9 protein-coding genes are annotated in these 13413 nt (G+C 62.2%); 6 read left to right on the forward strand and 3 right to left on the reverse strand.

Annotation, left to right across the window (positions count from 1 at the left end):
- Positions 1-135: 135 nt before the first annotated feature.
- The 4 genes from xdhA (at position 136) to guaD (ending at position 6265) form a co-directional block, all read left to right on the forward strand.
- Positions 136-1590 (forward strand): xanthine dehydrogenase small subunit, encoded by a 1455-nt coding sequence (xdhA, locus tag ACLK1G_RS06795; protein WP_420764729.1) that lies wholly within the window; start codon positions 136-138, stop codon positions 1588-1590.
- Positions 1583-3982 (forward strand): xanthine dehydrogenase molybdopterin binding subunit, encoded by a 2400-nt coding sequence (xdhB, locus tag ACLK1G_RS06800; protein ID WP_420764730.1) that lies wholly within the window; start codon positions 1583-1585, stop codon positions 3980-3982. The genes xdhA and xdhB overlap by 8 nt, the downstream gene beginning before the upstream one ends.
- A gap of 121 nt (positions 3983-4103) precedes the next feature.
- Positions 4104-4940: a xanthine dehydrogenase accessory protein XdhC gene (xdhC, locus tag ACLK1G_RS06805; protein ID WP_420764731.1), complete on the forward strand. Its 837-nt coding sequence runs from the start codon at positions 4104-4106 to the stop codon at positions 4938-4940.
- A gap of 20 nt (positions 4941-4960) precedes the next feature.
- Positions 4961-6265 carry a guanine deaminase gene (gene guaD, locus ACLK1G_RS06810; RefSeq protein ID WP_420764732.1) on the forward strand — a complete coding sequence of 435 codons (1305 nt, stop codon included), beginning with the start codon at positions 4961-4963 and terminating at the stop codon, positions 6263-6265.
- 121 nt (positions 6266-6386) lie between these two features.
- On the opposite strand, the gene ACLK1G_RS06815 is transcribed toward guaD, so the two are convergent.
- Positions 6387-7151, reverse strand: coding sequence for a GntR family transcriptional regulator (locus ACLK1G_RS06815; protein WP_420764733.1), 765 nt, complete (start codon positions 7149-7151; stop codon positions 6387-6389).
- Between the two features lie 242 nt (positions 7152-7393).
- Here ACLK1G_RS06815 and ACLK1G_RS06820 point away from each other — a divergent pair, with 242 nt between their 5' ends.
- Positions 7394-8584, forward strand: a complete 1191-nt coding sequence (locus tag ACLK1G_RS06820; protein ID WP_420764734.1) for a benzoate/H(+) symporter BenE family transporter — start codon at positions 7394-7396, stop codon at positions 8582-8584.
- Positions 8585-8738: 154 nt separating this feature from the next.
- On the opposite strand, the gene ACLK1G_RS06825 is transcribed toward ACLK1G_RS06820, so the two are convergent.
- The gene (locus ACLK1G_RS06825) at positions 8739-9083 is read right to left on the reverse strand and encodes a YggL family protein (protein ID WP_249875505.1); all 345 of its coding nucleotides are present in this window, start codon (positions 9081-9083) and stop codon (positions 8739-8741) included.
- 233 nt (positions 9084-9316) lie between these two features.
- Here ACLK1G_RS06825 and dacB point away from each other — a divergent pair, with 233 nt between their 5' ends.
- A complete protein-coding gene (gene dacB, locus ACLK1G_RS06830) occupies positions 9317-10783 on the forward strand; it encodes a D-alanyl-D-alanine carboxypeptidase/D-alanyl-D-alanine endopeptidase (protein ID WP_420764735.1) in 1467 nt (488 codons plus the stop codon).
- 129 nt (positions 10784-10912) lie between these two features.
- Here dacB and ACLK1G_RS06835 read toward each other — a convergent pair whose 3' ends face one another.
- A complete protein-coding gene (locus ACLK1G_RS06835) occupies positions 10913-13297 on the reverse strand; it encodes a sensor domain-containing diguanylate cyclase (protein WP_420764736.1) in 2385 nt (794 codons plus the stop codon).
- Positions 13298-13413 lie beyond the last annotated feature (116 nt).

Below are 13413 nucleotides of genomic sequence, written 5' to 3' on the forward strand. Positions count from 1 at the left end.
GAGCTCGCTCCCACAGGGTTTTATCGACAAAACGGTATTTCTTGACCTTTAAGTCAGAAAATCATTGACCGAAAAGTCAGAACTGCTAAATTCAGCTCACGTCGGTACAACAATAATGAATCTGCGAGGCCTTCCGTGATCCAGTTTTTACTCAACCAGGAACTCCGTAGCGAGCATGCCCTGGACCCGAACCTGACCGTGCTCAATTACCTGCGCGAACACGTTGGTAAACCCGGCACCAAGGAAGGCTGCGCCAGCGGCGACTGCGGCGCATGCACCGTGGTGGTGGGCGAATTGGAGACGGACGCAGAAGGTGGCGAGCGTATTCGCTACCGCAGCCTCAATTCGTGCCTGACCTTCGTCTCGTCGCTGCACGGCAAGCAATTGATCAGCGTCGAAGACCTCAAGCACGATGGCCAGCTGCACAGCGTCCAGCAGGCGATGGTCGATTGCCACGGTTCGCAATGTGGTTTCTGTACCCCGGGCTTCGTCATGTCGTTGTTCGCCCTGCAAAAGAACAGCGAGCAGCCCGACGCCCACAAGGCCCACGAAGCGTTGGCCGGTAACTTGTGCCGCTGCACCGGTTACCGGCCGATCCTGGCCGCCGCCGACCAGGCCTGTTGCGCCAAGCAGCCCGACCAGTTCGACGCCCGTGAGGCCCAGACCATTGCCCGCCTCAAAGCCATCGCACCGACCGAGACCGGAGAACTCAACAGTGGCGACAAACGCTGCCTGGTGCCGCTGACCGTGGCTGACCTGGCCGACCTCTACGACGCCTACCCACAAGCACGGCTGCTGGCCGGCGGCACTGACCTGGCGCTGGAAGTCACCCAGTTCCACCGCACCCTGCCGGTGATGATCTACGTGGGCAACGTCGCCGAACTCAAGCGCGTCGAGCGTTTCGATGATCGCCTGGAAATCGGCGCGGCCACCGCGCTTTCCGATTGTTACGAGGCCCTGCAAGCCGAATATCCGGACTTCGGCGAACTGCTGCAGCGCTTCGCCTCGTTGCAGATCCGCAACCAGGGCACCCTGGGCGGGAACATCGGCAACGCCTCGCCCATTGGCGACTCGCCGCCCCTACTGATCGCCCTCGGCGCGCAGATTGTGCTGTGCAAAGGCCAGACACGCCGCACCCTGGCCCTGGAAGACTATTTCATCGATTACCGGGTAACCGCCCGCCAGGAAAGCGAATTCATCGAAAAGATCATCGTGCCCCGGGCCAGCGCCGAGCAAGCGTTTCGCGCCTACAAAGTCTCCAAGCGCCTGGACGACGACATTTCCGCCGTGTGCGCGGCGTTCAACCTGCGCATCGACAACGGCATGGTCCGCGATGCCCGTGTGGCCTTCGGTGGCATGGCCGCGACCCCCAAGCGCGCCAAGCACTGTGAGGCCGCGCTGATCGGCGCGCCCTGGACCGACAGCACCCTCGAACGCGCCTGCGCGGCCCTGGCGGAGGATTTCACGCCCCTGTCGGACTTCCGCGCCAGCAAGGAATATCGCCTGCTCAGCGCCCGCAACCTGCTGCGCAAATATTTCATCGAACTGCAAACGCCCCACATCGAGACTCGGGTGACCGCTTATGTCTAATCATCACGCCGTAGAAAAGACCCAAGCCGAACTGGCGCAACTGTTCGCCCGCGACCTCACCACCGGCGTGGGCCGCAGCGTCAAGCATGACAGCGCCGCGAAGCACGTTTCAGGCGAGGCACAGTACATCGACGACCGCCTGGAATTCCCGAACCAATTGCACGTCTATGCCCGGCTCTCGGACCGCGCCCACGCGCGGATCCTGCGCATCGACACCGCGCCTTGCTACGCCTTCGAAGGCGTGCGCATCGCCATTACCCACCAGGACATCCCGGGCCTGAAGGACATCGGCCCGTTGCTGCCCGGTGACCCGCTGCTGGCGATCGACGATGTGCAGTTCGTTGGTCAACCCGTTCTGGCCGTTGCCGCCAGGGATCTCGAAACGGCGCGCAAGGCAGCCATGGCGGCCATAGTCGAATACGAGGACCTGGAACCGGTGCTGGATGTGGTCGAGGCGCTGCGCAAGCGGCATTTCGTGCTCGACAGCCATACCCACCAGCGCGGCGATTCAGCCACGGCGCTGGCAAGCGCCGAACATCGCATCCAGGGTTCACTGCACATCGGCGGCCAGGAACATTTCTACCTGGAAACCCAGATTTCCTCGGTGATGCCCACCGAAGACGGCGGCATGATCGTCTACTGCTCGACCCAGAACCCCACCGAAGTGCAAAAGCTGGTGGCCGAAGTGCTCGGCGTGTCGATGAACAAAGTGGTGGTGGACATGCGTCGCATGGGCGGTGGGTTCGGCGGCAAGGAAACCCAGGCCGCCAGCCCGGCGTGCCTGTGCGCCGTCATCGCGCACCTCACCGGCCAGCCGACCAAGATGCGCCTGCCCCGGGTCGAAGACATGCTGATGACCGGCAAGCGCCATCCCTTCTACATCGAATACGACGTCGGCTTCGACAGCACCGGTCGTCTGCACGGCATTGCCTTGGAACTGGCTGGCAATTGCGGCTGCTCGCCGGACCTGTCCGCCTCGATCGTCGACCGAGCGATGTTCCATGCCGACAACGCCTACTACCTGGGCGATGCAACGATCAACGGCCACCGCTGCAAGACCAACACCGCCTCGAACACCGCTTACCGTGGTTTCGGCGGCCCCCAAGGCATGGTCGCCATCGAAGAGGTGATGGACGCTATCGCCCGGCACCTGGGGCTCGACCCCCTGGCGGTGCGCAAGGCCAACTACTACGGCAAGACCGAGCGCAACGTCACGCATTACTACCAGACCGTCGAGCACAACATGCTCGAAGAGATGACCGCCGAGCTTGAACAAAGCAGCCAGTACGCCGAGCGCCGCGAAGCGATCCGTCGCTACAACGCAGGCAGCCCGATCCTGAAGAAAGGCCTGGCGCTGACCCCGGTGAAGTTCGGCATTTCGTTCACAGCCAGTTTCCTCAACCAGGCCGGCGCGTTGATCCACATCTACACCGACGGCAGCATCCACCTCAATCACGGCGGCACAGAGATGGGCCAAGGCTTGAACACCAAGGTCGCCCAAGTGGTGGCCGAGGTGTTCCAGGTGGAAATGGACCGCGTGCAGATCACCGCGACCAACACCGACAAGGTGCCGAACACCTCGCCCACCGCCGCGTCCAGTGGCGCCGACCTGAACGGCAAGGCGGCGCAGAATGCCGCCGAAACTATCAAGCGGCGCCTGGTGGAGTTCGCCGCGCGGCAATACAAGGTCAGCGAGGAAGACGTGGAATTCCACAACGGCCACGTGCGGGTGCGTGATCACATCCTGACCTTCGAGGCACTGGTTCAACAGGCGTATTTCGCGCAGGTCTCGCTGTCGAGCACCGGTTTCTACAAGACCCCCAAAATCTATTACGACCGCAGCCAGGCCCGTGGCAGGCCGTTCTACTACTACGCCTACGGCGCGGCGTGCGCCGAGGTGATCGTCGACACCCTCACCGGCGAGTACAAGATGCTGCGCACTGACATCCTTCACGACGTCGGCGCCTCGCTGAACCCAGCCATCGACATCGGCCAGGTCGAGGGCGGATTCATCCAGGGCATGGGCTGGCTGACCATGGAAGAACTGGTGTGGAACGACAAGGGCAAGCTGATGACCAATGGCCCGGCCAGCTACAAGATCCCCGCCGTGGCTGACATGCCACTGGATTTGCGGGTCAAGCTGGTGGAAAACCGCAAGAACCCCGAAGACACGGTGTTCCACTCCAAGGCCGTGGGCGAGCCGCCGTTCATGCTCGGCATCGCCGCGTGGTGCGCCATCAAGGACGCCGTGGCGAGCCTGGGGGATTACCAGCATCAACCGAAGATCGACGCGCCGGCGACGCCGGAGCGGGTGTTGTGGGGGTGTGAACAGATGCGGCAGTTGAAGGCTGTGAAGCCTGTGGAAGCCGAGGTCGAGTTGGCTTCACTTTAAACCGCGGCGCGGCTATCGCGAGCAAGCTCGCTCCCACAGGGGATTGTGAACACCGACCCTATGTGGGAGCGAGCCTGCTCGCGAAAGCGGCCGAACAGACAACAGAGATGTCGAGGTGAACATGTACAACTGGATCAGTGCCCTCGCCGACCTGCAAGCCCGCGGTGAGCCCTGCGTGCTGGTGACGATCATCGAAGAGCTCGGCTCCACGCCGCGCAACGCCGGTTCGAAGATGGTCATCAGCGCCAGCCAGGCGTTCGACACCATCGGTGGCGGGCACCTGGAATACAAGGCCATGGAAATCGCTCGGCAGATGCTCGCCAGCGGCCAGCAGAACACGCATCTGGAGCGTTTCAGCCTCGGCGCCAGCCTTGGCCAGTGCTGCGGCGGCGTCACCGTGTTGCTGTTCGAACCCATGGGGCAGGTCCAGGCGCAGATCGCCGTGTTCGGCGCCGGCCATGTCGGCCGGGCCTTGGTGCCGTTGCTGGCAAGCCTGCCCTGCCGGGTCCGCTGGATCGACTCGCGGGAGGCGGAGTTTCCTGAACAGTTACCCCATGGTGTGCGCAAGATTGTCACTGAAGAACCATTGGATGAAGTCGACGACTTGCCCGCGGGCAGCTACTGCATCGTCATGACCCACAACCATCAGCTCGACCTGGAACTGAGCGCCGCGATTCTCAAGCGCAACGACTTTGCCTATTTCGGCCTGATCGGCTCGAAGACCAAACGGGTCAAGTTCGAACACCGCTTGCGTGATCGCGGCTTCGACAGCGGCACCCTCCAACGTATGCGTTGCCCGATGGGCATTGGCGAAGTCAAAGGCAAATTGCCTGTGGAAATCGCCATCTCCATCGCCGGCGAAATCATCGCCACCTATAACGCGGATTTCGGCCAGCACACCTCGCGCGCCGAACCCATTGCCAAGTTGCTGCCGGTTTCGCGCCGCAGCCAGCGTTAATCTTTTTATCGAGACAGACCATGCCCCTGACACGCAAAGCCTACCGCGCCGCCCTGCTCCACAGCCTCGCCGACCCGGCCGAAGTTGGCATCGAGGCGTCCTATGAATATTTCGAGGATGGCCTGCTGGTGGTGGAAAATGGCCAGATCAGCGCCATCGGCCACGCCCATGAGCTGCTGCCGACCCTGGCGGCGGATATCGAAATCGCCCATTACCCGGACGCGCTGATCACTCCAGGCCTCATCGATACCCATATCCACCTGCCTCAGACCGGTATGGTCGGCGCCTATGGCGAGCAACTGCTGGACTGGCTCAACACCTACACCTTCCCCTGCGAAAGCCAATTCGCCGACCCGGCCCACGCCGAGGCAGTGGCGGATATTTTCGTCAAGGAACTGCTGCGCAACGGCACTACCACGGCCCTGGTGTTTGGCAGCGTACATCCCCAATCGGTGAATGCATTTTTCGAGGTGGCCGAGAAGCTCGACCTGCGCATGATTGCCGGCAAGGTGATGATGGACCGCAACGCCCCGGACTATCTGGTCGACACTGCCGAATCCAGCTACACCCAGAGCAAGGCACTGATCGAGCGCTGGCATGGCAAGGGTCGCCTGCACTACGCCGTGACGCCGCGCTTCGCGCCGACCAGCACCCCGGAGCAACTGACCCTGGCCGGCCAGTTGCTCAGTGAATACCCGGACCTGTACATGCAGACCCACATCAGTGAGAACCTGCAGGAAGTGCAATGGGTCAAGGAATTGTTCCCGGAGCGCAAGGGATACCTGGACGTCTACGACCACTACCAGTTGCTCGGCGAACGTTCGGTGTTCGCCCATGGCGTTCACTTGTGCGACGACGAGTGCGCGCGCCTGGCCCAGACCGGTTCGGCCATTGCCTTCTGTCCGACCTCGAACCTGTTCCTGGGCAGCGGGCTGTTCAACCTGCCAATGACCGAGAAGCACAAAGTGAACGTAGGGTTGGGCACCGACGTGGGCGGTGGCACCAGTTTCTCGCTGCTGCAAACCTTGAACGAAGCCTACAAGGTCATGCAACTGCAGGGCGCGCGGCTGAGCCCGTTCAAGTCGCTGTACCTGGCGACCCTCGGCGGGGCCCGGGCCTTGCGCCTGGAAGACAAGATCGGGACGTTGCAACCGGGAACGGACGCGGATTTCCTGGTTTTGGACTACAACGCCACGCCGCTGTTGAGCTATCGCCTGAAGCAGGCCAAGGACATTGCCGAGCGGTTGTTCGTGCTGATGACGCTGGGGGATGACCGGACGGTGGCGCAGACTTTTGCAGCGGGTCGGTTGGTGCACCAGCGGTAGGTTGTATTGCCTGCCAGGACGCTATCGCGAGCAAGCTCGCTCCCACAGTGGATTTGTGGTGTACACATAACCCCTGTGGGAGCGAGCTTGCTCGCGATTGGCGGTATGACTGGTTCAACCCTCAGAGCTTGGCAGGCGAACGCCCCGGCTTCTTGCTCTGCAACAGGTGCGAGAACACCGCGTGCAAGTCATCCGACGCGCTTTCTTCGTCGAGGTTGAGCTTGCTGTCGATGTGGTCCATGTGATGCATCATCAGGTTCACCGCCAAGGCCGCGTCACGGGCCTCGATGGCGTCGATCAATTGCGTGTGTTCGTCATAGGAACAGTGCGAGCGGTTGCCGCTTTCGTACTGGGCAATGATCAACGAAGTCTGGGACACCAGGCTGCGCTGGAAGCTGATCAGCGGTGCGTTTTTTGCCGCCTCGGCCAGTTTCAGGTGGAACTCGCCCGACAGCCGGATGCCGGCGCCACGGTCGCCACGGGAAAAACTGTCGCGCTCGTCGCTGACCATCTGCCGCAGCTCGGCAAGCTGCTCGGCCGTGGCGTGCTGGACCGCCAGCTCCGTGATCGCCTTCTCCACCATGCGCCGGGCAAAGAAAACCTGGCGGGCCTCTTCGACACTTGGGCTGGCAACCACCGCGCCACGATTGGGCCTCAGCAACACCACGCCTTCATGGGCCAGGCGCGACAGCGCGCGGCGAATGATCGTGCGGCTGACCCCGAAAATCTCCCCCAGCGCCTCTTCGCTCAATTTCGTACCGGGCGCCAGGCGCTGTTCGAGGATGGCCTCGAAAATGTGCGCATAGACAATATCGTCCTGGGTTCCGCTGCGGCCGGCCTTGCCAGCTCGCGGTTGTTTCTTGAGGGGCTGCAACTGTTCGTTCATGGGCACTCGAGTCGGGAGAACTGCGGCGATTTAACCGTGACTGTAATACGGCACAGCGGGTCGCTGGCAAGTATCGCGTAAAAAACACGGCGATTGTACACAACCTCTGATGGCAACACGACTGTACGGCTGTTTGCGGACACGGCTGTATCGCGACCGGTCGGTGCGTTGAGTTTAGGCTTTAAACCCGAACCTGTGGCGCCACCCGCCCAGTCAATCTACAACAAGGACCGCCGCCCACCATGACCGAAGTCACGACCGCGCCACTTCGTCCATTGGCCGATACATCGCCCTCGGCCATCGTTGCCGGTTTCATCGCCATGATGACCGGTTACACCAGTTCCCTGGTGCTGATGTTCCAGGCCGGACAAGCGGCGGGCCTGACCACCGGGCAGATTTCCTCGTGGATCTGGGCCATCTCCATCGGCATGGCGGTGTGCTCCATCGGTTTGTCGCTGCGCTACCGCACGCCCATCACCATCGCCTGGTCGACACCCGGCGCGGCGCTGCTGATTACCAGCCTCGGCGGCGTAAGTTATGGCGAGGCCATCGGCGCGTACATCACCTGCGCGGTCCTGGTCACGATCTGCGGCCTGACCGGCAGCTTCGAGCGCCTGGTCAAGCGTATTCCTGCCTCCTTGGCGGCGGCGTTGCTGGCAGGCATTTTGTTCAAGATCGGCAGCGAGATTTTTGTCGCGGCCCAGCACCGCACCGGTCTGGTGCTGGGGATGTTTTTCACCTACCTGATCGTCAAGCGCCTGTCGCCACGTTATGCGGTGCTCGCGGCACTGCTGGTCGGCACGGCGCTGTCGGGCGTGCTGGGGCTCCTGGATTTCAGCGGTTTTGCCTTGGAAGTCGCGACGCCGGTCTGGACCACGCCGCACTTTTCCCTGGCCGCCACCATCAGTATCGGCATCCCATTGTTCGTGGTGGCGATGACCTCGCAAAACATGCCCGGCATCGCGGTGCTGCGCGCCGATGGCTACAACGTACCGGCCTCGCCGTTGATCACCAGCACCGGCATCGCCTCGCTGCTGTTGGCGCCGTTTGGCTCCCATGGCATCAACCTCGCTGCGATCAGCGCAGCGATCTGCACCGGGCCGCACGCCCACGAAGATCGCAACAAGCGCTACACGGCGGCCGTGTGGTGTGGAGTCTTCTACGGAATTGCCGGGGTTTTCGGCGCGACACTGGCGGCGTTGTTCGCGGCGCTGCCCAAGGAACTGGTGCTGTCCATCGCGGCGCTGGCCCTGTTCGGGTCGATCATCAACGGCCTGAGCATCGCCATGAGCGAAGCGAAGGAACGGGAAGCGGCGCTGATCACCTTCATGGTCACGGCGTCGGGGCTGACGCTGTTTTCCATCGGCTCGGCGTTCTGGGGGATTGTGGCGGGGGTGTTGACGTTGCTGATCCTGAACTGGCGTAGCGCCTGAAAGCATCGCGAGCAAGCTCGCTCCCACAAGGTTATGTGAACGACACAAATCCCCTGTGGGAGTGAGCTTGCTCACGATAGCGGCCTGACAGACAGTAAAAAATCCAGGCACAAAAAAACCGGCACCCATAAAGGTCGCCGGTTTTTTTACACCATCAAGCCTTCGAATTGATCGGCTTTTCCGGATACCACACGTCCAGCAACGGGCTGACTTCAACGCTGGTCAGCTCAGGACGGGCCTTGAGCCAGGCTTCGACGGCAGCGCGCTGCTCTTCGGTAACCGAGCCACGCTTCTGCAGGCAAACCAGGCCGTAGTCGTCACCGCCGACATAGCCCAGGCCGTTGGCTTCCATGGCTTCTTTCAGGAAAGCGTCGAGGAAAGCGTCAATAGCCTCATCGGCCAGATCTTCTTTGAAATCCAGGTTCAGTTCGAAACCCAGCTCTTGAAATTCATCCACGCACAGCTTTTTGCGCAGACGCTGGGAACGGTTAGTCGCCATTGAAACAATCCTCATAAGTAATAACGGCCGGCACTTTACCAGTTTGGTGCGTCGATTGCCCGACTCATCGGGCATCTGTGCCTACCGTCGGTAAAAAAATACCGCTTCGGCGGGCTTGGGCACGGCACAAGCCGTTGCGCCTTGGGGCATAATGCCGAACTTTCATGACCGTTGAGGACGTTCATTTTCATGTCCTCGTCTTTTCTCCCCTCGCCTGCAGGGTTTTACTTCACATGATCAAATCTTTGCGTCCACTGCTTCTGGCCAGCCTTCTTCTTCCCCTGGCCCTTCCGGTCTCCACCAGCGCCGCCACCATCAACACCGCCCTGTCGCCCAATGTGCAAAAGGCCCTCAAGAACAGCAAGCTGCAAGACAACGCCCTCTCCCTGGTGATGGTGCCGCTCAACGGCCCCGGCACCCCGACGCTTTACAACGCCGACGTCTCGGTGAACCCGGCGTCCACCATGAAGCTGGTGACGACCTACGCGGCCCTGGAAATGCTCGGGCCGAACCACCAGTGGAAAACCGAGTTCTACACCGACGGGACCCTCAGCGGCGGGATCCTCAACGGTAACCTGTACCTCAAGGGCGGCGGCGACCCCAAGCTGAACATGGAGAAGCTCTGGCTGTTGATGCGCGATTTGCGGGCCAACGGCGTGCAACAAGTCACCGGCGACCTGGTGCTCGACCGCAGCTTTTTCATCCAGCCGCAATTGCCCGAGTTCAACGACGACGGCAACGATGTGAACAAGCCCTTCCTGGTCAAGCCCGACTCGCTGCTGGTCAACCTGAAGGCCCTGCGCTTCGTGGCCCGCAATGACGGGGGCCGGGTGCTGGTGTCGGTGGAGCCTCCCATTGCCAACATCCGCATCGAAAACGTGGTCAAGGCCGCCAACTCCAAGCAATGCACCGGCGGCGTGCGCTACAACCCGGTGGCCCAGGCGGACGGCAGCATGACGGTGACCGTCAGCGGCCAGCTCGGCGAGGGTTGCAGTTCCCAGACCTACCTGTCGCTGCTCGATCATGCCACCTACACCGCTGGCGCCGTACGGGCGATCTGGAAAGAACTGGGCGGCAGCATCCAGGGCAACGACCGCCTGGCCGCGACCCCGAAGAGCGCCAAACTGTTGGCCCGGGCGTTCTCCCCGGACCTGGCGGAGATCATCCGCGACATCAACAAATACAGTAACAACACCATGGCCCAACAACTGTTCCTGAGCCTGGGCGCGGAGTTTCGCAACGAGGCCGACGGTGACGACGCCAAGGCGGCGCAACGAGTGGTACGCCAATGGCTGGCCAAGAAAGGCATCACGGCGCCGCACCTGGTGATGGAAAACGGCTCGGGCCTGTCCCGCGCGGAACGGGTCAGCGCCCGGGAAATGGCGGCGATGCTGCAAGCGGCATGGCGCAGCCCGTACGCGGCGGAATTCGTCAGCTCGATGCCCATCGCCGGCACCGACGGCACCATGCGCAAACGCTTGAAGACCACTGCCATGGCGGGCGAAGCCCACATCAAGACCGGCACGCTGAACACCGTCCGCGCCATTGCCGGCTACAGCCGTGACATCAATGGCAATACCTGGGCGGTAGTGGCCATCCTCAACGATCCGAAGCCATGGGGCGCTTCCTCCGTGCTGGACCAGGTGCTGCTGGACCTGTATCGCCAGCCGAAACTGCCACAGGCAGCGTCGCTGCTCTGAGCCAGGCCCCAACACCAACCCAATGTGGGAGCGAGCCTGCTCGCGATTCGGTCGACCAGCACACATCGATGCTGGTTGAGACACCGCTATCGCGAGCAAGCTCACTCCCCAGCGGTTAGCGTGAAGCCATTATGCCAACTGCACCTCGACCCGATCCCGTCCTGCCTGCTTGGCCGCGTAAACCCCAGCGTCAGCCCGCAACAGCAACGCATCGGCGCCTTCGCCGGCGCGCCAACTGGCCACGCCAAAACTGGCGGTGATGATGCCCACGTCGTCAATCGGCGCGCTGCGAAGACCATCCCACAACCCCAACGCCAGCGTGTAGGCGCTTTCGCTGTCGGTATCCGGGCATAGCACCACGAACTCCTCCCCGCCCAGCCGGCAAAACACATCGGTGCGGCGCAGTCGCTGGGTGATCCGCTGGCAGACCGCCTGCAACACCCGGTCCCCCACCGCATGGCCGTGCTGGTCGTTGATACGCTTGAAATGATCGATATCGAGCATGACCACCGTCAGCTCCCCGGAGCCACGTTCGACCCGGGTCATTTCCGTCGTCAGGCGTTCCTGGAAATAGCGCCGGTTGCGGATCCCGGTCAAGGCGTCGGTGACCGACAGCGCCCGCAGCTCTTCCTCGACGCGCTTGAGGTCCGAGATGTCGGAAATGTAGCCGTGCCATAACACGCCACCGCCGGGCAACTGTTCGGGAGTCGCCTCGCCACGCACCCAACGCAACCCGCGATGCGGCAGTTGCACCCGGTACTCCTCCCGCCAGGGGCTCAAGGTATCGGCCGAGGTGCGAATCGACGCGCGTACCCGTGCGCTGTCGGATGGATGGATACGCGAGAAAATCGCATCAGCGTGCCGCACCAGCACATCGGGCTCCAACTCATAAATGTCGCGGATGCCATCGCTGGCGTAGATCACACTGAACCCGCCGTTGAAATCCATCTTGAATTGATAGATGCCGCCAGGCACATGGGCGCTGAGTTTCTTCAACAGCAGATCCCTCGCCGCCAGCGCTTCGTGGACGCGCTTGCGCTCGGTGACGTCGATGCAGATCGCCAGGTGCCCGACCCATAATCCCTGCTCATCGAGCACAGGCGTGGCCAACATGTTGACCGTCAGGTGACTGCCGTCGCGGCGCACCAGGGTCCACTCACGAGCCTGTTGTCCACTTTGTTCGCCGCCCTCGAGCAGCATCGCGTGACATGTCGGGATCGGTTTTCCAAAGCGGGCCGCCAGTTGTGCGGCCCGGTGTTGCAACTCGCGGGGAACGTGGAGGCTCTCCAGGGTCATGCTTTGCAGGACGTCACAGCTGCGGTAGCCGAGCATCTGTTCGGCGCCGGCATTGAACGTAGTGATGACACCGCGCAGGTCAGTGGCGATGATCGCAACCTGGGTCGCGGCATCGAGCACGCCCCGCAATTGGCCGTGGGTGCCACGCAGTTCCGACTCCCGGGCCCGCAATTCCCGGGTGCGCTGCTCCACCAGTGCCAGGGCTCGCTGCCGTTGGCTGACCAGCGTATAAAACAACGCGCTCAGTAACAGGCTGAGCAATGCGCCCAGCACTGTCAGGCTTGTCACGCTGGAATGGTTGCTCGACAGGAACAGGCGGCTGGGACGCAATTCGACCCGGAAGTCCCGGTCCGCGAGGCGCAGTAATCGGGTCGCTGCCAAATCGCTTTTGCCCGGCTGGTCCGACGTCTCGTACAGCACCTCCCCATGATCGCCATCGGACAGGTCGATCACACGCATCGACAGATTGTCGCGGCCCGGCGCAGGCAGGTCATCGGCGACCAGCTGGCGCATGCTGACGGCGGCCACCACGTATCCGAACGGCTCACCGGCCAGATGCCGACTCACGGGGGCTGCGAGCACGACCCCACGGGAAAAGGCCGGATCGACCCCTATCAGGTTAACCGGTTGGGAAACCACCAGGGCGTTACGCTGGCGGGCCCGCTCCAGCGTCACACGGCGTAACGGCTGCGAAAGAAGATCCAGGCCCAGCGGCGAGCCATAGGACGGTTGGCTCTGGACGTACAGCACCGGTACGTATTCGTCCCGTTCGATGGCCGGGTGCAACATACCGGCTTCATCCTGTTCGCGAATGGTATAGGTGCCAGACACCTCGGCCCGCGCCTGTTGTTCAAACGGCTGCCGATCGTCCCGAAAGACCCGGGGCGCCCAGGCAAAGGCCCGGGTGCGCCGCAACAGGGCTTCGGTGTAGCCATGGAACTCGCTGTTGGAAACCCCGGAGGAGTTGGCGAAGAAACGTCTCAGGCTGTCGAGGCGTTGCTCCTGGTCCTGAAAACGTTCCTGGAGGCGGCTATAGCGCTCTTCGGCTTGCAGTTCGAAGCGCTGGCGCAATTGCTGGTTGAAAAGATTCAGCGTGCCCCAGGCCAGCAAACCGGTCAGCAGCAAGCCCGCCATCAGGACCAGGGACGCCACTAGCCATGCCGAAACATCTTCACTGATAAAGCCCAGGATTCTGGGACGCACCTGATGTAATGCCATACACATAACTCAGAAAGGGACCAGGCATATGTACAGCCCCGGCCACAGCCTAGTTATAGCTATCTGCCATCACTTTAGCCAGTCCCAATGATGCCCGGGAGCCTTGAATTTCAAGG

Source organism: Pseudomonas algeriensis, from assembly GCF_048847255.1.
Lineage (GTDB): Bacteria > Pseudomonadota > Gammaproteobacteria > Pseudomonadales > Pseudomonadaceae > Aquipseudomonas.